We start from the raw sequence: 22,783 nt of genomic DNA on the forward strand, positions 1-22,783 counted from the left end.
AGGCGTGTTCACGGGTATCGACACGTAGCGCCTGATTCGGGACCGCCGCTGCGGCCACCTTCACAGGTGACCGCAGGGCAACCCGGCTGCTGATCCGCTGCCCTGTTTTCGGGCAGTTGCCCTCTCGCGTCGATACCCGTGCACACCCCTCGAACCGGCGGCAGGCGTCTGGAACGGGAGTTTCCCGATTCTGGTACAGGCCTTGCGTCGCCATTGGCAGGTCGGACCCTTTACGGAGTGCTGTTCATGCGAGAGAAAGCTGAGCCTGGTAGCGTCCCCGTCCCCACCCAATACATGAATGCGCAGAGTGCGATGCTCGGCCTGCGCGGCAAGGACATGCTGTCCACCCTGCGCCTGCTGGCGCTGCAGGGCGTGCGCCGGCCGGTGCATTCGGCGAAGCACCTGGCGGCCTTCGGCAAGCAGGTGGGCAAGGTGCTGATCGGTGACTCGCCGCTGCAGCCCAACCCGCAGGACGCGCGCTTCCAGGACCCGTCCTGGCGCCTCAACCCCTTCTACCGGCGCACCGTGCAGACCTACCTGGCCTGGCAGAAGCAGTTGCTGGCCTGGGTCGACGAGAGCGACCTGAACGGCGACGACCGCGCCCGCGCACGCTTCCTGCTGTCGATCCTCTCCGATGCGGCATCGCCGTCGAACACCCTGCTCAACCCGCTGGCGGTGAAGGAACTGTTCAACACCGGCGGGCAGAGCCTGGTGAAGGGCGTGCAGCACCTGCTCGATGACCTGATGCACAACGGCGGCATGCCCAGCCAGGTCAACCGCAGCGCCTTCGAGGTCGGCCAGAACCTGGCCACCACGCCCGGCGCCGTGGTGTTTCGCAACGAGGTGCTGGAGCTGATCCAGTACAAGCCGATGGGCGAGCACCTGCATGCCAAGCCATTGCTGATCGTGCCGCCGCAGATCAACAAGTTCTACATCTTCGACCTGTCGGCGGAGAAGAGCTTCGTCCAGTACGCCCTGAAGAACAATCTGCAGGTGTTCATGGTGAGCTGGCGCAACCCCGACGCGCGCCACCGCGAATGGGGCCTGTCGACCTACACCGATGCGCTCGACGAGGCCATCGAGGTGTGCCGCTCGATCAGCGGCAGCCGCAGCGTCAACCTGCTGGGCGCCTGTTCCGGCGGCCTGACCATCGCCGCGCTGCAGGGCCACCTGCAGGCGCGCCGACAGCTGCGCAAGATTTCCAGCGCCTCCTACCTGGTGAGCCTGCTGGACAGCCAGGTGGAAACTCCGGCCGCGCTGTTCGCCGACGAGCAGACCCTGGAGACCAGCAAGCGGCGCTCCTACCAGCACGGCGTGCTGGACGGCCGCGACATGGCGAAGATCTTCGCCTGGATGCGCCCCAACGACCTGATCTGGAACTACTGGGTCAACAACTACCTGCTGGGCAAGCAGCCGCCGGCCTTCGACATCCTCTACTGGAACAACGACAACACCCGCCTGCCCGCCGCGCTGCACGGCGACTTCCTCGACTTCTTCAAGCACAACCCGCTGGCCCGTCCCGGCGCCATGGAAGTCAACGGCACGCCCATCGACCTGAAGAAGGTGGCGGTGGACAACTTCCACGTCGCCGGCATCACCGACCACATCACCCCGTGGGACGCGGTGTACCGCTCGGCCCAGTTGCTGGGCGGCGACAGCCGCTTCGTGCTGTCCAACAGCGGGCATATCCAGAGCATCCTCAACCCGCCCGGCAACCCCAAGGCCTGCTACTTCGAGAACGGCAAGATCAGCTCCGACCCGCGCGCCTGGTACTACGACACCCAGCGCCAGGAAGGCAGCTGGTGGCCGCTGTGGCTGGAGTGGATACAGCAACGCTCCGGGGAGCGCCGCGCGGTGAGCTTCGAACTGGGCAACGCCGAGCATCCGCCCAGAGAGGCCGCACCGGGGACCTACGTGCACGTGCGCTGACGAACGCAGGAGGCGCGAGCAACCCGTTGCGGGTTGTTCACTCCCCGCCCACCACTGGCACTGTTCTGCTTTGTTCTTCGTAGGATCGAGGGGGACGCCTAGTTCTTGCTCGCGTACCGCCTGATGCCGTGTCCGTCCGGCAAGGTTCGCGAGCAAGCTCGCTCCTACAGGGACGCCATGCGGAAGCACTAGTAGGATGCTCCGGCGAGCCACAGCGCGGGGCACCATGCAGAAGTTTGCCGCACGGCAATTGGCAGCCACCCTCTCCCGAAGCTATCGTCGGCCCCACTGCGGCTGGAACCTGAACACGGATGAAAACGCGCGACCGGATTCTCGAATGCGCCCTGCAGCTGTTCAACGAGCAGGGCGAGCCCAACGTTTCAACCCTGGAGATCGCCACCGAACTGGGCATCAGCCCGGGCAATCTCTACTACCACTTCCACGGCAAGGAGCCGCTGGTGCTGGCGCTGTTCGAGCGTTTCCAGGACGAGCTGGCGCCGCTGCTCGACCCGCCTGCCGACGTGCAACTGGGGGCCGAGGACTACTGGCTGTTCMTGCACCTGATCGTCGAGCGCCTGGCGCACTACCGCTTCCTCTTCCAGGACCTCTCCAACCTGTCCGGCAAGCTGCCCAAGCTGGCCCGCGGCATGCGCGCCTGGCTCAACCAGCTCAAGCGCACCCTGGCCACCCTGCTGGCGCAGCTCAAGGCGCAGGACGAACTGGTCAGCGATACCGAGGCCCTCGGCCAGCTGGTGGAGCAGATCACCCTGACCCTGCTGTTCTCCCTCGACTACCAGCGCATCCTCGGCCACGCCGGCGACGTCCGCCACGTGGTGTTCCAGGTGATGATGCTGGTGGCACCGCACCTGCGTCCGGACTCGCAGCGGGTCGCCGAGCGCATCGCCCAGCGCTACCTCGCGCCCTGACCGAGGGCGTTCACGCCGCGCTGAAATGAAAACGCCCGGCACAAGGCCGGGCGTGGGTGTTGCAACAGACCGATCAGGCCTGGGACGACGGCGTAGTCGTCGGTGCAGCGGACGGCGTCACGGCCGGTGTAGCGGCGGCGGGAGCCGACGGTACCGGAGTGGCGGCCGGAGCGGCTGCCGGCTTCGGAGCTGCCGGCTTGGCGGCGGCCTTGGGCGCGGCGGGCTTCTTCACGGCAGGCTTCTTCGCCGCGGCCGGCTTGGCTGCAGGTTTCGCAGCGGCAGGCTTGGCGGCGGCAGCCGGTTTTGCAGCGGGCTTGGCAGCAGGCTTCGCGGCGGCTTTCGCAGCAGCGGGCTTGGCGACCGGTTTCGCGGCGGGCTTGGCCGCAGCCTTGGCAGCCGGCTTCGCAGCAGGCTTGGCAGCGGGTTTCGCGGCAGCCTTGGCAGCCGGTTTGGCAGCGGCCTTGGCGGCGGGTTTCGCTGCAGGCTTCGCAGCGGCCTTGGCAGCCGGCTTGGATGCCGCGGTCTTCACAGCGGGTTTCGCAGCCGGTTTGGCGGCGGCTTTCGCTGCAGGCTTGGCGGCGGCCTTGGCGGCCGGTTTGGCGCTCTTGACGCTGACGCCGGTGAGCTTCTCGATCTGCTTGGTGAGGCTGTCGACCTTGCTGTGCAGGTCTTTCACTTCACGGCTGCTCGGTACGCCCAGACGCGAAATCGCGCTGTTCAGGCGCTTGTCGAAGGCCTCTTCCAGCTCGCCCCACTTGCCGATCGCAGCGCCTTTGACGGCATCCACGCGCGCCTTCGCGGAACGGGTGGAGGTTTTCACCGCACCCTCGACTTCGGTCTTGGCCTGTTTCTCCGCCTTCTCGCCATCCTTCACGAGGGACTCGAATACCTTGCTGCCGTCCTTGCTGACCTTCGAGTAGGCCCCCAAGCCGGCCAGCCAGATCTGCCGCGAGTATTTCTCGATCTCGCCGATCCAGCCGGACTCTTTTTTATCGGTAGTTTTTCTGCCAGCCATCCTGCTCTCCTTATTGGTTTCTCGCGACTCGCTCGAGCACTGCGCTCAGCTCATCCAGCTTAGCAGAGAGCGCCTCCACATCACGCCTGGAGGGAATTCCGATACGGTTGAGGGCAGAGCCGACGCGGGCGTCGAACGCCGCTTCGATCTTGTCGAAGTTGAGCTTGGCCTTGACGCTGTGCAGGCGGCCCTTGACGTTGTCGTTGGCGGCATCGATCTGGGTGGTCACCAGCTCGCGGCCCTTCTTCTCCACGGACTCGCCGGACTTGACCAGTTCCTTGAAGTACTCGCTGCCTTCCTGGCCGACCTTGGCGTAGGTGCCCAGGCCCGCGAGCCAGATCTGCCGCGCGTAGTGCTTGGCATCGGTGTAGAGGGAGGATTCGAGTTCTACGACTTTCTTCTTGCTGACAGCCTTGGCCATGGTGGCACCTCACAGATTCGGATTCGATGATGTCGAATAGCTGCCCGCGAAAGGCGGGACTGTGAGCCAAGGTATCGGGGAAAATTAGAAAACACATACCAGGCTTTGTAGGAAAGCCGGCGCCACCGGGAGATGGCATGGCCCCGCAGGAAACGGGGCCGGAGGGAATCAGGCCAGCGCCTTGTCCAGGGCGCGTTCGATCTCACCCTTGAGCAGGCCGCCCATGGCCGAGAGCATCAGGCCGAGCTTCACGTCCACCGCCACCTTGTCCGCGCCCACTTCGATGCGCCCGTCCACGCCGCTGCGCTTGAACAGCAGGGTATCGCCCTGCCACTCGCTGCTCACGCCGTGCTCGCGGGTGAGCTTGTCGGCGAGCTTCTCCGCCTTGGCGCGGGCGGCTTCGAGGCCGAGGGAGTGGGAACGTTCGACGTGGATACGGGACATGCTGGAACTCCGCGATTGACTGACCCCGTCGATCATACGCGCCGCGCCCTATCGCCGCACCCAGGCAGCCCTCACAGGCTGGCGAGCGGGGCGGCGTTTTCTCCGCATCCTGTTAGAATGCCCGCCACTGACTTCCAGGGTACAAACGCCATGAGCGAACCGCGCAAGCCCCAAGCCGGCCAGGACAGCGCCGATCCCACCACGCACTTCGGCTACAAGACCGTGCGCGAGAGCGAGAAGGCCGAGAAGGTCGCCGAGGTGTTCCACTCGGTCGCCGCCAAGTACGACCTGATGAACGACCTGATGTCCGGCGGCGTCCACCGTCTGTGGAAGCGCTTCACCATCGAGCTGTCCGGCGTGCGCGCCGGCAACCGGGTGCTGGACATCGCCGGCGGCACCGGCGACCTGACCCGCCAGTTCTCCCGCCTGGTCGGCCCGACCGGCGAAGTGGTGCTGGCCGACATCAACGCCTCGATGCTCAAGGTCGGCCGCGACAAGCTGCTCGACAGCGGCGTCGCCGGCAACGTCAGCTTCGTCCAGGCCGACGCCGAGAAGCTGCCGTTCCCCGACAACTACTTCGACGCGGTGACCATCGCCTTCGGCCTGCGCAACGTCACCCACAAGGACGAAGCCATCCGCTCCATGCTGCGGGTGCTCAAGCCCGGCGGCCGCCTGCTCGTGCTGGAATTCTCCAAGCCCACCAGCAGCCTGCTGTCCAAGGCCTACGACGCCTACTCCTTCACCCTGCTGCCGCTGATGGGCAAGCTGGTGACCAACGATTCCGAGAGCTACCGCTACCTCGCCGAATCGATCCGCATGCACCCCGACCAGGAAACGCTGAAGTCGATGATGGTGGAGGCCGGCTTCGACCGCGTCACCTACCACAACATGACCGGCGGCGTGGTCGCCCTGCACCGCGGCATCAAGCCCTGATGACCCTGCTCCTGCAGGCCGCCCTGGCCAGCGCCGAAGCCACCGTCAACCGCGTGCTGCGGCTGGACGGCGTGGCCCTGCGGCGCTTCGGCCGGCTCGCCGGCAAGGTGCTGGAAGTGGACTGCCAGGCGCCCGCGCTGCGGCTGTTCATCCTGCCCGACGCCGACGGCCTGCATCTGGCCGCGCACCACGAGGCGCCGGCCGACTGCACCCTCGTAGCCCCCGCCGGCAGCCTGCTGCAACTGGCCCTGGCCAAGGACAAGACCCGCGTCCTGCACAGCCCTGAAGTGACCATGGGCGGCGACAGCGCGATGCTGCTGGAGCTGGCCGACATCCTCCAGAGCCTGGAGCTGGACTGGGAATACGAAGTTGCCCGCTGGCTCGGCCCGGTGCCCGCGCACCTGCTCGGCGCGCGCCTGCGCGGTGGCATGGCCTGGGCCGGCGACAGCCTGGAAAGCCTGCGCCTGAGCCTCGCCGATTATCTCGCCGAGGAAAGCCGCAGCCTGGTCGGCCAGCACGAAGCCGAAGCGCGCTTCGCCGAGCTGGACCAGCTGAAGATGTCCCTCGACCGCCTCGACGCGCGGATCACCCGCCTGACCCAGAAGATCAAGCCTGACGCATGAAGCTGCTCGCCTTCCGCCGCCTGCTGCGCATCCAGCGCGTAGCCATCCGCTACCGTCTGGACGACATGGTCCTCGAACTGCCCTTCCTGCCCTGGTGGCTGCGCCTGCTCGGTGGGCTGCTGCCCTGGCGCTGGCTGCCGCGCAAGCCGCTGGAGCTCAGCCGTGGCGCGCGCATCCGGCTGGCGCTGGAAGATCTCGGGCCGATCTTCATCAAGTTCGGCCAGATTCTCTCCACCCGCCGCGACCTGCTGCCTGACGACATCGCCCTGGAGCTGGCCTTCCTGCAGGACAAGGTGCCGCCCTTCCCGCCGGAACAGGCCGTGGCGCTCATCGAGCAGCAGCTCGGCGCGAAGATCGAGCAGGTGTTCTCCCGTTTCGAGCGCGAACCGCTGGCTTCCGCCTCGGTGGCGCAGGTGCACACCGCGCAGCTCAAGAGCGGCGAGGACGTGGTGGTGAAGGTCATCCGGCCGAACCTGGAGCCGGTGATCCGTTCCGACATCGCCTGGCTGCACATCCTCGCGCGCATGGCCGAACGCATCTCCGCCGACGCCCGCCGCCTGCACCCGGCGGAAGTGGTCAGCGACTACGAGAAGACCATCTACGACGAGCTGGACCTGCTCCGTGAAGCGGCCAACTCCTCCCAGCTGCGGCGCAACTTCGAAGGCTCGCCGCTGCTCTACGTGCCCCAGGTCTACTGGGACTGGTGCCGCCCCAAGGTGCTGGTGATGGAGCGCATCTACGGCATCCCGGTGACCGACCTGGAGACCCTGCGCGACCAGCGCACCGACTTCAAGGCGCTGGCCGAGCGCGGCGTGGAGATCTTCTTCACCCAGGTGTTCCGCGACAGCTTCTTCCACGCCGACATGCACCCCGGCAACATCTTCGTCAGCACCCGCACGCCGTGGAGCCCGCAGTACATTGCGGTGGACTGCGGCATCGTCGGAAGCCTCACCGACGAGGACCAGGACTACCTGGCGCGCAACCTGATCGCCTTCTTCAAGCGCGACTACCGCAAGGTCGCCCAGCTGCACATCGACTCGGGCTGGGTGCCGGCGGAAACCAAGGTCAACGACTTCGAAGCGGCGATCCGCACCGTGTGCGAGCCAATCTTCGAGAAGCCGCTCAAGGACATCTCCTTCGGCCAGGTGCTGCTGCGCCTGTTCCAGACCGCGCGCCGCTTCAACATGGAAGTGCAGCCGCAACTGGTGCTGCTGCAGAAAACCCTGCTGAACATCGAAGGCCTGGGCCGCCAGCTCTACCCGGAGCTGGACCTATGGACCACCGCGCAGCCCTTCCTCGAACGCTGGATGCGCGACCGCGTCAGCCCCGGCACCCTGCTGCGCAACGCCCAGCAGCACATCGAACAGCTGCCGCACCTGGCACAGATGACCCGCGACACGCTCGAACGCCTGTCCCGCGAGCCGCAAGCCGAAGCGCGCCTCACCGGCGCCCAGCCCGGCATGGCCAGCGCCTGGCCGGCGCGGCTGATTGGCGCAGTGCTGGTCGCCGGCGCTGCCGAGACCGGCCTTGCCACCCACAGCCTCGCGGCCTGGCCGGCCTGGGCGATGCTGGCCGGTGGTCTGTATCTGATTCTGCGCCGATAGCCAGTCGCCGCCCTGGCTGGCACACTAAACCGTTGTAGACAGTGGCTCCGGGCACCCGACGTGCCCGCTGTACGGAACCCGAGATGAAAGACTGGCTGGACGAAATCAAGTGGAATGCCGATGGACTGGTGCCGGCGATCGCCCAGGACCATCGCACCGGCCGCGTGCTGATGATGGCCTGGATGAACCGCGAGGCCCTGGCCCTCACCGCCGCCGAGAACCGCGCCATCTACTGGTCGCGCTCGCGCGGCAAGCTCTGGCGCAAGGGCGAGGACTCCGGCCACGTGCAGAAACTGCACGAACTGCGGCTGGACTGCGACGCCGACGTGGTGATCCTGATGGTCGAGCAGCTGGGCGGCATCGCCTGCCACACCGGCCGCGAGAGCTGCTTCTACCGGGTATTCGAGAACGACGCCTGGCAGACCGTCGACCCGGTGCTCAAGGACCCGGGTGCCATCTACTCCCACGTAGGTACAGGAAAACTCCATGAGCACTGATACCCTCGCCCGTCTGGCGGAAGTCCTCGAAGCGCGCAAGAATGCCGCACCGGACAGCTCCTACGTGGCCAGCCTGTACCACAAGGGCCTGAACAAGATTCTGGAGAAAGTCGGCGAGGAATCGGTGGAAACCATCCTCGCTGCCAAGGACGCCGCCGCAAGCGGCGACTGCACGGACCTGATCTACGAAACGGCCGACCTCTGGTTCCATTCGCTGGTGATGCTCGCCGCCCTCGGCCAGCACCCGCAGGCGGTACTGGAAGAGCTGGATCGCCGCTTCGGCCTTTCCGGGCACGACGAGAAAGCTGCGCGCCAGCCGTCGGCCTGACACGAACAATCCTAGGAGAACAAGATGGGCATCTTTGACTGGAAACACTGGGTCGTCATCCTGATCGTCGTGGTCCTGGTCTTCGGCACCAAGCGCCTGAAGAACCTGGGTTCGGACGTCGGCGAAGCCATCAAGGGCTTCAAGAAAGCGATGAACACCGAAGAAGACGAGAAGAAAGACCCGAACGCCAACGCCGCCGGCACCCCGCCGCTGAACCAGCCGCACACCATCGACGCCCAGGCGCAGAAGGTCGAAGAGCCGGCGCGCAAGGACTGATTCATGTTCGGTATCAGCTTCAGCGAACTGCTGCTGGTGGGCCTCGTCGCCCTGCTGGTGCTCGGCCCCGATCGCCTGCCCGGTGCCGCGCGCACCGCCGGCCTGTGGATCGGCCGGCTCAAGCGCAGCTTCAACGCCATCAAGACGGAAGTGGAGCGTGAGCTGGGTGCGGACGAAATCCGCCGCCAGTTGCACAACGAGCACATCCTGCAGATGGAACAGGAAGCCAAGAAGCTGATGGCGCCGCTGACCGACCTGCAGGATCAGGCCCGGGAAGCGTTCAACCCGCAGCAGCCGTCGGCCCAGCCCGAAGGCCAGGCCGCGACCGGCGAGGCGCCTGCGGCGCCGAGCATTGCGCCCAATACCATCGCGCCCAACAGCCGCCTGAACAGCCTGCCGGGCGCAGGCATCGCGCCTGCACCGCAAGCGGCACCCGCCGCACCGGCCGAGCCCAGCGCCGCGCCCCAGGCCCCGCAAGCGGGCCTGGCGGAGCAGCCGAGCCCGCCGTCCGCTTCGTCCGAGACGCCGCGTAACCCATGAGCGCCGAAAAACCCGACCAGCCCGAACATGACCAGGAAATGCCCCTGGTCTCGCACCTGACCGAACTGCGCACGCGCCTGCTGCGCTGCGTGGTGTCGATCTTCGTGATCTTCATCGGCCTGCTGTACTTCTCGCAGAAGATCTACGCGCTGGCTTCCGAGCCGCTGCGGCGCTTCCTGCCCGAAGGCGCGACGATGATCGCCATCGACCCGGCGTCGGCCTTCCTCGCGCCGCTGAAGCTCACCATGATCGTCGCCGTGCTGTTCGCCATGCCGGTGATCCTGGCCCAGGTCTGGGGCTTCATCGCACCGGGCCTGTACAAGCACGAGAAGCGCGTCGCCCTGCCGCTGCTGGCCTCCAGTATCGTGCTGTTCTACGCCGGCATGGCCTTCGCCTACTTCCTGGTGTTCCCGTTGATGTTCCACTTCTTCCTCGGCTCGGCCCCGGAAGGGGTGACGCCGATGACCGACATCAACAGCTACCTGGACTTCCTCACCCTGCTGTTCGCCTTCGGCGTGGCCTTCGAGATTCCCGTGGCCACCGTGCTGCTGGTGTGGATCGGGGTGGTCAACGTGGCGTATCTGAAGAAGATCCGCCCCTACGTGATCATCGGCTGCTTCGTCGTCGGCATGGTCCTCACCCCGCCGGACCCGCTGTCGCAGACCCTGCTGGCGGTACCGATGTGGTTGCTGTTCGAGGCTGGCGTACTGTTCAGCCACCTGATCCGCAAGCGCGGCCCGGAAGACGAAGAAGAAGAATCGAAGGGCGACCAGCCGCCGGCCACCCGTTCGTGAACCTGCTGCTGCTCGATGACGCCGACTTCGTGGCGGCGGACCGCGTGATCCTGCGCGACCGCCGCCTCGTCCACATGCAGGAAGTCCACCGCGCCGAAAGCGGCGACCGGATGCGCGTCGGTCGCCTCGGCGGGCTGATGGGCGAAGGCCGCCTGCTGCGCCTGGAAGCCAACGAGGCCGAGTTGCAGGTCAGCTTCGACCAGGCCCCGCCAGCCAAGCTGCCGCTCACCCTGCTGCTCGCCCTGCCCCGCCCGAAGATGCTCCGCCGCGTGCTGCAGACCGTTGCCGCCATGGGCGTGCCACGCCTGGTGCTGCTCAACAGCTACCGGGTGGAAAAGAGCTTCTGGCAGACCCCCTTCCTCGACCCCGAGGCCGTGCGCGAGCAACTGATCCTCGGCCTGGAACAGGCGCGCGATACCGTGCTGCCCGAGGTGATCATCGAGAAGCGATTCAAGCCCTTTGTCGAAGACCGCCTGCCGGCGCTGGCCGCCGGCAGCCTCGGCCTGATCGGCCACCCCGGCCCCTGGCCGGAATGCCCGCGGGCGCTGAGCGAGCCGGTGACCCTGGCCATCGGCCCGGAAGGTGGCTGGATTCCCTACGAAGTCGACAAGCTGCGCGAAGCCGGGCTGAACCCCGTGCAACTGGGCGAACGCATCCTCCGTGTCGAGACCGCCGTGACCGCTCTCCTGGCACGCCTGTTCTAACTTCGAATCGCTACAGCCCAGTGACCACGCGGCCTCCAGCGTGAACCGCCGGTCAAAAAACCAAAGTGCCATCACTCTAGTTCCAGGCAGCGGCGCCGATATCTGCGCTACCGGTCGTCCCCACTCTGCGCATTTCCTGCTCAGCCATGCGTACCGGCCCCGTACAACCCTGGAGCGCCGCCTTCATGTTTCGCTGGTTCAGCAACCTCAGTGTCAAACTCAAACTGGCATCCGGCTTCGGCCTGGTGCTGCTGCTCACCCTGCTGATCGCCCTCACCGGCTGGATCAACCTGGGCAACGTGATCAGCCGCGGCGACAAGCTCGGCGAGATCTCCGAGCTGATCGCGATCGCCAAGGACCTGCGCATCGCCCGCCTGAAATTCCAGTCCACCCGCGCCCCGGAAGACGCGCGGCTGGTCACCCAGACCCTGGACCGCCTGGACCAGCGCCATCAGGCGCTGAAACAGCACTTCACCGAGGAAGAAGACCGCCGCGTCATCGACCAGCAGCACGAGCTGTCGGTGGAGTACCGCCGCCTCTACGACCAGCTGCTGAAGTCCTTCGAAGAGCGCGACGCCGCCAAGCAGGTGCTGATCAAGGCCGCGGGCGCCGTCAGCGAGGGCCTGCAGAAGGCCGAGCAGAAGCTGGTCAGCGGCGGCAGCGCCGAGAGCCTGCAGCACCTGCAGGACCTTTCCGGCATCGGCCGTGAGGTCATGCAGGCACGCCTGCAGGTGATGGCCTACACCAGCACCGATGCGCAGAACCTGGAACAGCCGGCCTTCGCCGCCCTGCAGCAACTGATCGACGGCGTGAAGAGCGACATGAGCACCTCGCCGGCCGAGCTGAGCGGCGAATTCCGCGCCACCCTCGATGCGCTGGAAACCTACCGCAACGCGCTGACCAACTACCGCAACGAGGTCAACGACAGCCAGGCGGCCCGCGACCGCATGCGCGACGGCGGCCAGCAGATCGAGAAGCTGAGCAACGAGCTGACCGCCACCCAGACCGCCAAGCGCGACGCCGGTGTGGCCCAGGCCAAGACCCTGCTCGGCCTCGCCGCGCTGATCGCCCTGGTGCTGGGCAGCATCGCCGCCTGGATCATCACCGCGCAGATCGTCAATCCGCTGCGTGACGTGCTGGGCCATGCCGAGCGCATCGCCGACGGCGACCTGTCCCGCGATATTCCCACCACCCGCAACGACGAGCTGGGCCAGCTGCAGAAGAGCATGCAGCGCATGAACCTGTCCCTGCGCGAGCTGATCAGTCGCATCCACGACGGCGTGACGCAGATCGCCAGTGCCGCCGAGGAGCTGTCCGCGGTCACCGAGCAGACCAGTGCCGGGGTGAACAATCAGAAAGTCGAGACCGACCAGGTCGCCACCGCCATGAACGAGATGGCTGCCACCGTGCAGGAAGTCGCGCGCAACGCCGAGGAAGCCTCCGAGGCCGCCTCCGCCGCCGACCGCCAGGCCCGCGACGGCGAAGGCGCGGTAACCGAAGCGGTGACGCAGATGGACCGCCTGGCTGGCGAAGTCGGCCGGACCAACGAGTCGGTGCTCAAGCTCAAGCGTGAAAGCGAGAAGATCGGCAGCGTGCTGGATGTGATCAAGGCGGTGGCCGAGCAGACCAACCTGCTGGCGCTCAACGCCGCCATCGAAGCCGCCCGCGCCGGCGACGCCGGTCGTGGTTTCGCCGTGGTGGCCGACGAGGTACGTGGCCTGGCGCAGCGCACCCAGTCCTCCACCGAGGAGATCGAAGAGCTGATCGCCGGCCTGCAGAGCGGCACCCAGCAGGCCGTGCAGATGATGGAGACCAGCCGCGACCTGACCGTCAGCACCGTCGACCTGACCCGCCGCGCCGGCGAGCGCCTGGGCGCCATCACCCGTACCGTGTCGACCATCCAGGCGATGAACCAGCAGATCGCCGCCGCTTCCGAGCAGCAGAGCGCAGTGGCCGAGGAGATCAACCGCAGCGTGATGAACGTGCGCGACATCTCCGAGCAGACCGCCGCCGCCAGCGAGGAAACCGCCGCCTCCAGCATCGAGCTGGCACGTCTGGGCAACGAGCTGCAGATGCTGGTGAGCCGCTTCCGCGTCTGACTTGCCCTGCCCTGAAGAAGGCCCGCGCAATGCGGGCCTTTTTCATTCGCCCCCGAACATCACCCGGCGGCTTTTCGCTTTTCGCTTTTCGCTTTTCGCTTTTCGCTTTTCGCTTTTCGCTTTTCGCTTTTCGCTTTTCGCTTTTCGCTTTTCGCTTTTCGTAGGAGCGAGCTTGCTCGCGAACAAGCCCCGCTGCGGAGTTGGTTCGCGAGCAAGCTCGCTCCTACAAGAGCTGTACGGCATCCACCCCTACCCGCCAAGAGAAAGTCCGCATGACTCGGGTCTTTTTGCCCCCCCTACCCGGACATCGGTACTTGGGCTTCCCCCTCACCCCAGCCCTCTCCCTCAGGGAGAGGGGGCAGTCCCTGCCGGCTGATACCTCGGTGCCATCCTGCACCGAACGGTCCCCTCTCCCTCTGGGAGAGGGAGCAGTCCCTGCCGGCTGATACCTCGGTGCCATCCTGCACCGAACGGTCCCCTCTCCCTCTGGGAGAGGGAGCAGTCCCTGCCGGCTGATACCTCGGTGTCATCCTGCACCGAACGGTCCCCTCTCCCCCTGGGAGAGGGCTAGGGTGAGGGCGGGCCCACGCGCCGAAATCTCCCGGTAGGAGTGAGGCCTGCCCGTGATCACGCACAGGGTGTGCTCCTACAGGTTTCGCCGTGCACCGCGCCAGAAACCCCGCGACAAATTCCCGCCTTCAGTTTCCCGGCGCACCGCCGATAGCCTCTGACGCACGAAGATGCGTCCCGACAATTCCGCCTCGCCTTTGCCTTTTCGTTGTTGCCAGCCACGGGCCGTCGATCCCGTGGCGACGCCTGCCTGGAGTATTCGACATGTACGATTGGCTAGTAGTACAGCTGGGACGCCTGAACGTCAGCCTGAAGCTGGTGGTGGGTTTCGGCATCCTCCTCTTCCTCACCCTGCTGGTGCTGCTCGGCGGCCTGCACAGCCTGGACAACCAGGCCGAGCGCGGCGCGCAGATGGCGACCATCACCGAGCTCAACGACCTCAGCCAGCAGGCCAACCTGGCTCGCCTGCAGTTCGAGCTGGGCGGCGACCGCAGCCAGGCCGAGCGCGTCGAGCAGCACAGCACGAAGATGCTGGAACTGATCGAGCAACGCCTGAAAGGCAGCGACATCGATGCCAACCAGCTGAACGCGGCGCGCCAGGCCGTCAGCCAGTACCGCGAAGCCTTCGCCGCCCTGACCCGCGCAGTGGACCAGCGCACCCAGGCCCGCAGCACTCTGGTAGGCAGCGCGCAGAGCGCCCTGCAAGCCTTCGAGGCGCTGGACAAGCAACTCTTCGACCTGCTCGCCGAACAGCCCGGCGATGCCCAGTTGCTGCATGGCGCCCAAGCCGTCGGACAGCTGCACCAGCAACTGCTGGTGGTGCGCTACCAGGTACGCGGCTACGTCTTCGAACAATCCGCCAGCGCCGAACAGGCCGCCTTCGCCGCCTTCGACAAGCTGCGCGATAGTGGCAGCGCCCTGCAAAGCCAGTTGCCGACCCTCGCCGCCGACGGCCTGGGCAGCGCGCTGAAGGACCTGCAGAACTACCGTGCCGGCATCGAGCACTTCCGCGACGGCGTCAGTGCCACGCAGCAGGCACGCACCAGCCTGAGCAGCGCCAGCGAGGCGCTGCTGTCGGCGAGCGACCACCTGTACGACGACACCCTGGCGCGCAACGATGCCGAGACCGCCGCCGCCAAGTCCCGGCAGATTCTCATCGCCGTGCTGGCCCTGGCCTTCGGTCTGCTGTCGGGCTGGGCGATCAACCGGCAGATCGTCCGCCCGCTGCATGAGGCGCTGGAACTGGCCGAGCGCATCGCCGGGGGCGACCTGTCCCAGGGCCTGGCGCGCGATCTCAACGTGCAGCGCAGCGATGAGCTGGGCCAGCTGCAGCGGGTGATGCTGCGCATGCGCGAGAGCCTGTCGCAGCTGCTCGGGCATATCGGTGGCAGTGTCAGCCAGCTGGCCACCGCTGCTGACGAACTCTCCGCCGTTACCGAGCAGACCCGCGCCGGGGTCAACGCCCAGCGGGTGGAGACTGAGCAGGTCGCCAGCGCCATCCACGAAATGGCCGCCACCGTGCAGGAAGTCGCGCGCAACGCCGAGCAGGCCTCCACCGCTGCCCAGCAGGCCGACCAGCAGGCCCGCGAGGGCGACAAGGTGGTCCGGGACGCGGTGAACCAGATCGACCGCCTGGCCAGTGAGGTGGATCGCTCCGCCGAGGCCATGGAATCGCTGCGCAAGGAAAGCGAGAAGATCGGCAGCGTGCTCGTGGTGATCAAGTCGGTGGCCGAGCAGACCAACCTGCTGGCGCTCAACGCCGCCATCGAGGCGGCCCGTGCCGGCGATGCCGGGCGTGGCTTCGCCGTGGTCGCTGACGAAGTCCGTGGCCTGGCGCAGCGTACCCAGTCGTCCACCGAGGAAATCGAAACCCTGATCGCCGCCCTCCAGCGCGGCGCCCAGGAAGCGGTGACACGCATGGAAGACAGCCGCCGCCTGACCGGCAGCTCGGTGGAACTGACCCGCCGCGCCGGCGAGGCGCTGGGCGATATCGCCCGCACCGTCGCCGATATCCAGGGCATGAACCTGCAGATTGCCTCTGCTGCCGAGCAGCAGAGCAGCGTCGCCGAGGAGATCAACCGCAGCGTGGTGCAGGTGCGCGAGATCGCCGACCAGTCCGCCGCGGCCAGCGAGCAGACCGCCAGCTCCAGCACCGAGCTGGCGCGCCTGGGCAACGAACTGCAGCTGCAGGTCGGGCGCTTCCGCCTGTGACGCGCGCCTCGGTCGGTGCGCCCGCATCGGCCGACATTGGCAGGACAGCTGTCATGCGCATGGCGTAGCATCGGTCACTCGCCATCTAGGGAGAGTGACCATGCGCCCGCTGACCATCGACCTCGACGAACTGGCCTTCGCGCTTGATACCCAGGGTATCGATCACTACCTCGACCTGTTCAGCGGCCAGGTGCTGCTGATCCCCGAAGAAGACCCCGACCCGGAGCTGGCCGAGCTGCTGCACCGCGAGCCGGAGCGCCTGCTGCCCATCGAACCGCTGAGCAGCGGCCAGTCGCTGGAGCTGATGCGCGACTTCCTCCGCGAAGTCCCCGAGCCCCACGCCTATTCCGCCCTGGCCAATGCCATCGAGGGGCGCAAGCCGTTCAAGGCCTTCCGCCACGTGCTGATGGGCTATCCCGAATTGCTCCAGGCCTGGTACGTCTACCAGGGCGAACGCCTGCGCGAATGCGCGCTGGACTGGCTGGCGGACAACCAGATCCAGCCGGCGGGGCGCAGTGCGATGCTGTAGTCCGCAGGTTCGCGAGCAAGCTCGCTCCTACGAAGAGCACACCGAGCTAGCCGGCACTTGTAGGACCGAGGGGAACGCCTAGTTCTTGCTCGCGAACCGCCCCGAACACCGGGCAACCCGTAGGGCGCATAACGCCCCAGGCGTTATCCGCCGCCAACACGGGGCTGCACGGAGTGCCGTGCTCACCTGCACTGTAGGAGCGGACTCCGTCCGCGATTGGCCACCCGCGTGCACCGGCCCTTCCCAGGGCGCACCAACAAAAACGCCGCCCCAAGGGGCGGCGTTTTCGTTTCCAGCCGGTGAGGCTCAGCCTTTCGGCGCCTCGCTGGAGATCGGCTTGGCTTGCGCCGCCGTGGCCTGCCAGCCGCCGCCGAGGGCCTTGTACAGGTTGACCTCGCTGGTCAGCTGGTTGAGACGGTCGGTGATCAGCTGCTGCTGGGCACTGAACAGCGAGCGCTGCGCGTCGAGCACGGTGAGGTAGTTGTCCACACCGGTGCGGTAGCGCTTGTCGGCCAGGCGGTAGTACTCGCTGCTGGCATCCACCAGCGAGCGCTGCGCCTGCAGCTGCTCGTTGAAGGTGCCACGGGCGGCGAGGCCGTCGGCGACCTCGGAGAAGGCCGTCTGGATGGCTTTCTCGTACTGCGCCACGTTGATGTCCTTCTGCACCTTGGCCAGGTCCAGGCTCGCGCGCAGGCTGCCGGCGTTGAAGATCGGCAGGCTGATCGAGGGCTTGAACAGCCAGGTGCCGGAGCCGCCGTCGAACAGGCCGCCGAGGTCCGGGCTGATGGTGCCGGCATTGGCGGTCAGGCTGACGTTCGGGAAGAACGCCGCACGCGCCGCGCCGATGTTGGCGTTGGCCGCCTTGAGCTGGTGCTCCGCCTGGAGGATGTCCGGGCGGCGCTGCAGCAGTTCGGAGGGCAGGCCCGCCGGCACCGTGGCCAGCAGCTCGTCGGACAGCTGGCGGCCCTGGGGCAGGTCGCCCGGCAGGCCGGAGCCGAGCAGCAGCACCAGGGCGTTCTGGTCCTGCGCAACGAGACGGGTGTACTGCGCCAGGGTCGCCCGTGCGCTTTCCACCTGGGTCTGCGACTGGCGCAGGTCCAGGGCCGAAGCGACGCCGACCTCGTAGCTGCGCTTGGTCAGGTCGTAGCTCTTCTGGTAGGTGCCCAGGGTATTGCGGGTCAGCTCCAGTTGCGCCTGATCAGCGCGCAGGGTCAGGTAGGCGTTGGCGACGTTGGCCACCAGGCTGGTCTGGGTGCTGCGTTGCGCTTCCTCGGTGGCGAAGTACTGCTCCAGCGCCTGGTCACGCAGGGCGCGCAGGCGGCCGAACAGGTCCAACTCCCAGGAGGTCACGCCCAGGGTGGCGCCGTACTGGCTGCTGATCATCGAGCTGCCGGTCTGCGACAGGTCCGCCGGAATACGCTGGCGCGAGCCGTCGAAGCTGGCATCCACCGCCGGGAACAGGTCGGCCCGCTGGATGCGGTACTGCGCCCGGTAGGCTTCGATGTTCAGTGCGGCGACGCGCAGGTCGCGGTTGTTTGCCAGCGACGTTTCGATCAGTCGCTGCAGTTGCGGGTCCTTGAAGAACTCGCGCCAGCCGATGTCGACGCCGGCATTGGCCGGTTGCGCCGCATCGTAGGCATCGCCCTGGGGATAGGCCGCGGCCACGGGCGCCTCGGGGCGCTCGTAGTCGGGGATCAGCGAGCAGCCGGAAAGCACGACTGCTGCAACGGCCAGGGACAAAAAGGACTTTCTCATATCAATGCCCCTTCTCGGTGGCTTCCTGTTCCTTGGACAGCTTGTCCTTGAACAGGGTACTGACCACCACATAGAACAGCGGTACCCAGAAGATCGCCAGGACGGTCGCGGTGACCATGCCGCCGATCACGCCGGTACCGATCGCATGCTGGCTGCCGGAGCCGGCGCCGGTGGAGATCGCCAGCGGTACCACGCCGAGGATGAACGCCAGGGAGGTCATGACGATCGGGCGCAGACGCATCCGGCAGGCCTCGATGGCCGCCTCGACGATGGGCTTGCCCTCTCGCTCGTGCAGCTCCTTGGCGAATTCCACGATGAGGATGGCGTTCTTCGCCGACAGGCCGATGGTCGTCAACAGACCCACCTGGAAGAACACGTCGTTGGACAGCCCGCGCATGGACGTCGCCAGCAGCGCACCGATGACGCCCAGCGGCACCACCAGCATCACCGAGAACGGAATCGACCAGCTCTCGTACAGCGCCGCCAGGCAGAGGAATACCACGATCAGCGACAGCGCATAGAGCGCAGGAGCCTGCGAGCCGGACAGGCGTTCCTCGTAGGACAGACCGGTCCAGGAGTAGCCGACGCCCTTGGGCAGTTGCTTGACGATGTCCTCGACCGCCGCCATGGCCTCACCGGTGGAGCGGCCCGGGGCCGGCTCACCGAGCACTTCCATGGCCGGCACGCCGTTGTAGCGCGCAAGCTTGGGCGAGCCGTAGCTCCACTCGCCGGTGGCGAAGGCGCTGAACGGCACCATCTCGCCGGCGCTGTTGCGCACGTACCACTTGTCCAGGTCTTCCGGGCTCATCCGCGCGTTTGGCCGGCCTTGCAGGTAGACCTTCTTCACCCGACCACGGTCGATGAAGTCGTTGACGTAGTTCGAACCCCAGGCGATCGACACGGTGGTGTTGATGTCCGCCAGCGAAACGCCCAGCGCGCTGGCCTTCTCGTCGTCGATCAGCAGCTTGTACTGCGGTTCGTCGTTCAGGCCGTTGGGACGCACGCGCTGCAGCATCGGGTTCTGCGCAGCCAGACCAAGGAACTGGTTGCGCGCCTGCATCAGCACTTCATGGCCGACGCCAGCCTGGTCCTGGAGGAAGATGTCGAAGCCCACGGCGTTACCCAGTTCGAGTACCGCCGGCGGGGCGAAGGCGAACACCATCGCGTCCTTGAAGCTGAAGAAATGCATCTGCGCGCGCTGGGCCAGCGCGAACACGCTGTTCTCCGCGCCCGGACGCTCTTCCCAGGGCTTGAGCATGATGAACGCCATGCCCGAGCTCTGGCCGCGGCCGGCGAAGTTGAAGCCGGTCACGGTGAACACCGAGGCCACCGAGCTGCTTTCCTTCTCCAGCAGGTACTCGCGCATGGAGTCCACCACCACCTGGGTGCGCTCGGCGGAAGAACCGGCCGGGGTCTGCACCTGGGCGAACAGCACGCCCTGGTCCTCGTCGGGGAGGAACGCGGTGGGGATGCGGGTGAACAGATAGACCATACCACCGAGGATCAGCACGTACATCAGCAGGTACGGCATGCGGTGCTTGAGGATCGAGGTGACGCCGCGCTCGTAGCCATGGGTGGTGGAGAGGAACACCCGGTTGAACCAGCCGAAGAAGCCGCGCTTGTGTTCGCCGTGGTCGCCCTTCTGGATGGGCTTGAGCATGGTGGCGCAGAGCGCCGGGGTCAGTACCAGGGCCACCAGCACCGACAGGGCCATGGCCGAGACGATGGTGATGGAGAACTGGCGATAGATCACCCCGGTGGAGCCGCCGAAGAAGGCCATCGGCAGGAATACCGCCGAGAGCACCATGGCGATACCCACCAGCGCGCCCTGGATCTGGCCCATGGACTTGCGGGCGGCTTCCCTGGGCGACAGGCCTTCCTCGGCCATCACCCGCTCGACGTTTTCCACCACGACGATGGCATCGTCCACCAATAGCCCGATCGCCAGCACCATGCCGAACATGGTCAGGGTGTTGATCGAGAAGCCGAAGGCGGCGAGCACGCCGAAGGTGCCCAGCAGCACCACCGGCACGGCGATCGTCGGGATCAGCGTGGCGCGGAAGTTCTGCAGGAACAGGTACATCACCAGGAACACCAGCAGGATCGCTTCGCCCAGGGTCTTCACCACCTCATGGATGGAGGCGGAGACCACCGGGGTGGTGTCGTACGGGTAGACGATCTTCATGCCCTGCGGGAAGAACGGCTCCAGCGTGGCCAGGGTGGCGCGGATCGACTTGGCGGTATCCAGCGCGTTGGCGCCGGTGGCCAGCTTGATCGCGATGCCCGAGGCCGGCTTGCCGTTGAACTGGGCGTTGATGCTGTAGTCCTGGCCGCCCAGGGCGACGTCGGCGACATCCTTCAGGCGAACCTGGGAGCCGTCGGCGTTGACCTTGAGGAGGATTTCCTTGAACTGCTCGGCGCTCTGCAGGCGGGTCTTGCCGATGATCGTGGCGTTGAGCTGCTGCCCCTTGACCGCGGGCAGGCCGCCCAGCTGGCCGGAGGAGATCTGCACGTTCTGCGCCTGGATCGCCGTTTTCACGTCGCCCGGGGACATCTGGTAGCTGTTGAGCTTGGCCGGGTCGAGCCAGATGCGCATGGCGTACTGCGAACCAAACACCTGGAAGTCGCCCACGCCCGTGGTCCGCGACAGCGGGTCCTGGATGTTGGAGACGATGTAGTTCGACAGGTCTTCCTTGGTCATGCTGCCGTCGGTGGAGACGACGCCGACCACCATCAGGAAGTTCTTCACCGCCTTGGTCACGCGGATGCCCTGCTGCTGCACTTCCTGCGGCAGGAGCGGGGTGGCCAGCTGCAGCTTGTTCTGCACCTGGACCTGGGCGATGTCAGGGCTAGCGCCCTGGTCGAAGGTCACGGTGATGGTCATGCTGCCGTCGGAGTTGGACTCCGAGGAGATGTAGCGCAGATGGTCGAGACCGTTCATCTGCTGCTCGATCACCTGGACCACGGTGTCCTGCACCGTTTCGGCGGAGGCGCCCGGGTAGCTCACCTGGATGGCGATGGCCGGCGGCGCAATGGCCGGGTACTGGTTCACCGGCAACTTGAGGATCGACAGACCGCCCGCCAGCATGATCACCAGGGCGATTACCCAGGCGAAGATGGGCCGGTCAATGAAAAACTTCGACATTACGAATCCCCTTGATTAACCCTGCTTGGCCGGTTGAGCGGCGGCGGGCTTGTCGGCGGCACCGGCGGTGGGTGCCACGTTCTTCGCGGGTACGGCCTTGGCCTGGGCGCCCGGCTGGACGTACTGCAGGCCTTCGGTGATCAGGCGCTCGCCGGGCTTCAGGCCATCGCTGACCAGCCAGTAGGCGCCAACGGTGCGCTCGGTCTTGATGGTGCGCAGCTCGACCTTGTCCTCGGCGTTGAGCACCAGCGCCGTGGCCATGCCACGGAAGTCACGGGTGACGCCCTGTTGCGGCGCGAGGATGGCCTGCTTCTTGATGCCCTCTTCCAGCTGCGCATGGACGAACATGCCCGGCAGCAGCTCCTTGTTCGGGTTGGGGAAGATGGCGCGCACGGTCACCGAGCCGGTGCCCTGGTCGACCGAGACCTCGGAGAACTCCAGCTTGCCCTCGATGGGGTATTCGGAACCGTCTTCCAGGTACAGCTTGACCTTGGCGGCGTTGTCGCCGGCCTTCTCCAGCTGGCCGGCAGCCAGCTCGCGACGCAGGCGGATCAGCGCGGTGGAGGACTGGGTGACGTCGACGTAGATCGGGTCCAGCTGCTGCACGGTGGCCATGGCAGTGGTCTGGCCGTTCTGCACCAGGGCGCCTTCGGTCACGCTGGAGCGGCCGATGCGGCCGGAAATCGGCGAGTAGACCTTGGTGTAGCGCACGTTGATCTTGGCGCTGTCGGCCGTGGCCTTGGCCTGCAGGTAGGCGGCCTGGGCGTCGGCATACTGCTGCTTGCTCACCGCCTCGTCCTTCACCAGCTCCTTGTAGCGCTCGGCCTGCTGCTGGGTGGACACCAGGTTGGCCTGGGCACTCTGCAGGGTGGCGTCGTAGGTGGCCGGGTCGATCTGGTACAGCTGCTGGCCTTCCTTGACGTCGCTGCCTTCCTTGAACAGGCGCTTGAGGATGATGCCGTTCACCTGCGGGCGAACTTCGGCGATGCGATACGCAGTGGTGCGGCCGGGCAGTTCGGTGCTCAGGGTCACCTCCTGCGGCTGCAGGGTCACCACACCGACTTCAGGGATCTGCTTCTCCTGCGGGGCCTGGGCTTTGTCGCAGCCGGCAAGAGTGGCCATGGCGACGAGCAGGGCCGGGACCAGGGCGCGCATGGCTGGCTTTCGTTGCATATCGTTGTCCTCGTGAGCAAAGCATCCGGTTTGGCTGTGGGCTTGCCGGTCCGGAAAAGCTGGCAAAAATACTTACATTCAGCTGTGTTTGTAAACGTCCGAAAGCCCTGAGGGAAAACTACTGAAACGTTTTAGCCAGAGGCCGATATCGCAGTAGGTTTCCCGCAAGGCAGTCGCATGGACGAACAAAGTTGATAACATCAACTAAAATACGAAAAAATGGTTGATCCGATCAACCTGATTTACACAAGGTTTACCGTGACCGAG

20 protein-coding genes are annotated in these 22,783 nt (G+C 66.3%); 14 read left to right on the forward strand and 6 right to left on the reverse strand.

Features of this window, described 5'->3' with window-relative positions:
- Positions 1-246: 246 nt before the first annotated feature.
- Both phaC and QO207_RS09785 read left to right on the forward strand, forming a co-directional pair.
- Positions 247-1,929 carry a class II poly(R)-hydroxyalkanoic acid synthase gene (gene phaC, locus QO207_RS09780; RefSeq protein WP_301532246.1) on the forward strand — a complete coding sequence of 561 codons (1,683 nt, stop codon included), beginning with the start codon at positions 247-249 and terminating at the stop codon, positions 1,927-1,929.
- 311 nt (positions 1,930-2,240) lie between these two features.
- Positions 2,241-2,855: a TetR/AcrR family transcriptional regulator gene (locus QO207_RS09785; RefSeq protein WP_301532247.1), complete on the forward strand. Its 615-nt coding sequence runs from the start codon at positions 2,241-2,243 to the stop codon at positions 2,853-2,855.
- Positions 2,856-2,928: 73 nt separating this feature from the next.
- Here the strand turns inward: QO207_RS09785 and QO207_RS09790 are convergent, their stop codons facing one another.
- From QO207_RS09790 to QO207_RS09800, 3 genes are all read right to left on the reverse strand, one after another.
- A complete protein-coding gene (locus tag QO207_RS09790) occupies positions 2,929-3,870 on the reverse strand; it encodes a phasin family protein (protein ID WP_301532248.1) in 942 nt (313 codons plus the stop codon).
- Positions 3,871-3,880: 10 nt separating this feature from the next.
- The gene (locus QO207_RS09795; protein ID WP_301532249.1) at positions 3,881-4,291 is read right to left on the reverse strand and encodes a phasin family protein; all 411 of its coding nucleotides are present in this window, start codon (positions 4,289-4,291) and stop codon (positions 3,881-3,883) included.
- A 168-nt stretch (positions 4,292-4,459) separates the two neighbouring features.
- Complete coding sequence (locus QO207_RS09800; protein ID WP_138213081.1) at positions 4,460-4,735, reverse strand: polyhydroxyalkanoic acid system family protein; 276 nt, start codon at positions 4,733-4,735, stop codon at positions 4,460-4,462.
- Between the two features lie 150 nt (positions 4,736-4,885).
- Here QO207_RS09800 and ubiE point away from each other — a divergent pair, with 150 nt between their 5' ends.
- From ubiE to QO207_RS09860, 12 genes are all read left to right on the forward strand, one after another.
- Positions 4,886-5,668 (forward strand): bifunctional demethylmenaquinone methyltransferase/2-methoxy-6-polyprenyl-1,4-benzoquinol methylase UbiE, encoded by a 783-nt coding sequence (gene ubiE / locus QO207_RS09805; RefSeq protein ID WP_301532250.1) that lies wholly within the window; start codon positions 4,886-4,888, stop codon positions 5,666-5,668.
- The gene (locus tag QO207_RS09810; RefSeq protein ID WP_301532358.1) at positions 5,665-6,291 is read left to right on the forward strand and encodes an SCP2 domain-containing protein; all 627 of its coding nucleotides are present in this window, start codon (positions 5,665-5,667) and stop codon (positions 6,289-6,291) included. The genes ubiE and QO207_RS09810 overlap by 4 nt, the downstream gene beginning before the upstream one ends.
- Positions 6,288-7,895 (forward strand): ubiquinone biosynthesis regulatory protein kinase UbiB, encoded by a 1,608-nt coding sequence (ubiB, locus tag QO207_RS09815; RefSeq protein ID WP_301532251.1) that lies wholly within the window; start codon positions 6,288-6,290, stop codon positions 7,893-7,895. The genes QO207_RS09810 and ubiB overlap by 4 nt, the downstream gene beginning before the upstream one ends.
- Positions 7,896-7,978: 83 nt before the next feature.
- Positions 7,979-8,392, forward strand: a complete 414-nt coding sequence (hisI, locus tag QO207_RS09820; RefSeq protein ID WP_301532252.1) for a phosphoribosyl-AMP cyclohydrolase — start codon at positions 7,979-7,981, stop codon at positions 8,390-8,392.
- A complete protein-coding gene (locus QO207_RS09825) occupies positions 8,382-8,720 on the forward strand; it encodes a phosphoribosyl-ATP diphosphatase (RefSeq protein WP_301532253.1) in 339 nt (112 codons plus the stop codon). The genes hisI and QO207_RS09825 overlap by 11 nt, the downstream gene beginning before the upstream one ends.
- Positions 8,721-8,744: 24 nt before the next feature.
- Complete coding sequence (locus QO207_RS09830) at positions 8,745-8,996, forward strand: twin-arginine translocase TatA/TatE family subunit (RefSeq protein ID WP_301532254.1); 252 nt, start codon at positions 8,745-8,747, stop codon at positions 8,994-8,996.
- 3 nt (positions 8,997-8,999) lie between these two features.
- A complete protein-coding gene (gene tatB / locus QO207_RS09835; RefSeq protein WP_301532255.1) occupies positions 9,000-9,536 on the forward strand; it encodes a Sec-independent protein translocase protein TatB in 537 nt (178 codons plus the stop codon).
- Positions 9,533-10,330, forward strand: coding sequence for a twin-arginine translocase subunit TatC (gene tatC, locus QO207_RS09840; RefSeq protein ID WP_301532256.1), 798 nt, complete (start codon positions 9,533-9,535; stop codon positions 10,328-10,330). The genes tatB and tatC overlap by 4 nt, the downstream gene beginning before the upstream one ends.
- Positions 10,327-11,034 (forward strand): 16S rRNA (uracil(1498)-N(3))-methyltransferase, encoded by a 708-nt coding sequence (locus QO207_RS09845; protein ID WP_301532257.1) that lies wholly within the window; start codon positions 10,327-10,329, stop codon positions 11,032-11,034. Before tatC ends, QO207_RS09845 begins: the two co-directional genes overlap by 4 nt.
- Positions 11,035-11,219: 185 nt before the next feature.
- Positions 11,220-13,133, forward strand: a complete 1,914-nt coding sequence (locus QO207_RS09850; protein ID WP_301532258.1) for a methyl-accepting chemotaxis protein — start codon at positions 11,220-11,222, stop codon at positions 13,131-13,133.
- Between the two features lie 834 nt (positions 13,134-13,967).
- Positions 13,968-15,914: a methyl-accepting chemotaxis protein gene (locus QO207_RS09855; protein ID WP_301532259.1), complete on the forward strand. Its 1,947-nt coding sequence runs from the start codon at positions 13,968-13,970 to the stop codon at positions 15,912-15,914.
- A gap of 100 nt (positions 15,915-16,014) precedes the next feature.
- Positions 16,015-16,443: a UPF0158 family protein gene (locus tag QO207_RS09860; RefSeq protein ID WP_301532260.1), complete on the forward strand. Its 429-nt coding sequence runs from the start codon at positions 16,015-16,017 to the stop codon at positions 16,441-16,443.
- A 306-nt stretch (positions 16,444-16,749) separates the two neighbouring features.
- Here QO207_RS09860 and QO207_RS09865 read toward each other — a convergent pair whose 3' ends face one another.
- From QO207_RS09865 to mexA, 3 genes are read right to left on the reverse strand one after another with little or no spacing between them, the layout of a single operon-like run.
- Positions 16,750-18,198: an AdeC/AdeK/OprM family multidrug efflux complex outer membrane factor gene (locus QO207_RS09865; RefSeq protein ID WP_301532261.1), complete on the reverse strand. Its 1,449-nt coding sequence runs from the start codon at positions 18,196-18,198 to the stop codon at positions 16,750-16,752.
- A 1-nt stretch (position 18,199) separates the two neighbouring features.
- Positions 18,200-21,343, reverse strand: coding sequence for an efflux RND transporter permease subunit (locus QO207_RS09870; protein WP_301532262.1), 3,144 nt, complete (start codon positions 21,341-21,343; stop codon positions 18,200-18,202).
- A gap of 15 nt (positions 21,344-21,358) precedes the next feature.
- Positions 21,359-22,516: a multidrug efflux RND transporter periplasmic adaptor subunit MexA gene (mexA, locus tag QO207_RS09875; protein ID WP_301532263.1), complete on the reverse strand. Its 1,158-nt coding sequence runs from the start codon at positions 22,514-22,516 to the stop codon at positions 21,359-21,361.
- Positions 22,517-22,783: the final 267 nt, after the last annotated feature.

Origin of the sequence: Pseudomonas sp. CAN1, from assembly GCF_030462585.1 — a bacterium.
GTDB lineage: Bacteria > Pseudomonadota > Gammaproteobacteria > Pseudomonadales > Pseudomonadaceae > Pseudomonas.

Coding starts and splice junctions, on each gene's coding strand:
- phaC (WP_301532246.1), top strand. CDS start 247: ATGCGAGAGAAAGCTGAGCCTGGTAGCGTCCCCGTCCCCACCCAATAC.
- QO207_RS09790 (WP_301532248.1), bottom strand. CDS start 3,870: ATGGCTGGCAGAAAAACTACCGATAAAAAAGAGTCCGGCTGGATCGGC.
- QO207_RS09795 (WP_301532249.1), bottom strand. CDS start 4,291: ATGGCCAAGGCTGTCAGCAAGAAGAAAGTCGTAGAACTCGAATCCTCC.
- QO207_RS09800 (WP_138213081.1), bottom strand. CDS start 4,735: ATGTCCCGTATCCACGTCGAACGTTCCCACTCCCTCGGCCTCGAAGCC.
- ubiE (WP_301532250.1), top strand. CDS start 4,886: ATGAGCGAACCGCGCAAGCCCCAAGCCGGCCAGGACAGCGCCGATCCC.
- ubiB (WP_301532251.1), top strand. CDS start 6,288: ATGAAGCTGCTCGCCTTCCGCCGCCTGCTGCGCATCCAGCGCGTAGCC.
- hisI (WP_301532252.1), top strand. CDS start 7,979: ATGAAAGACTGGCTGGACGAAATCAAGTGGAATGCCGATGGACTGGTG.
- QO207_RS09825 (WP_301532253.1), top strand. CDS start 8,382: ATGAGCACTGATACCCTCGCCCGTCTGGCGGAAGTCCTCGAAGCGCGC.
- QO207_RS09830 (WP_301532254.1), top strand. CDS start 8,745: ATGGGCATCTTTGACTGGAAACACTGGGTCGTCATCCTGATCGTCGTG.
- tatB (WP_301532255.1), top strand. CDS start 9,000: ATGTTCGGTATCAGCTTCAGCGAACTGCTGCTGGTGGGCCTCGTCGCC.
- tatC (WP_301532256.1), top strand. CDS start 9,533: ATGAGCGCCGAAAAACCCGACCAGCCCGAACATGACCAGGAAATGCCC.
- QO207_RS09850 (WP_301532258.1), top strand. CDS start 11,220: ATGTTTCGCTGGTTCAGCAACCTCAGTGTCAAACTCAAACTGGCATCC.
- QO207_RS09855 (WP_301532259.1), top strand. CDS start 13,968: ATGTACGATTGGCTAGTAGTACAGCTGGGACGCCTGAACGTCAGCCTG.
- QO207_RS09860 (WP_301532260.1), top strand. CDS start 16,015: ATGCGCCCGCTGACCATCGACCTCGACGAACTGGCCTTCGCGCTTGAT.
- QO207_RS09865 (WP_301532261.1), bottom strand. CDS start 18,198: ATGAGAAAGTCCTTTTTGTCCCTGGCCGTTGCAGCAGTCGTGCTTTCC.
- QO207_RS09870 (WP_301532262.1), bottom strand. CDS start 21,343: ATGTCGAAGTTTTTCATTGACCGGCCCATCTTCGCCTGGGTAATCGCC.
- mexA (WP_301532263.1), bottom strand. CDS start 22,516: ATGCAACGAAAGCCAGCCATGCGCGCCCTGGTCCCGGCCCTGCTCGTC.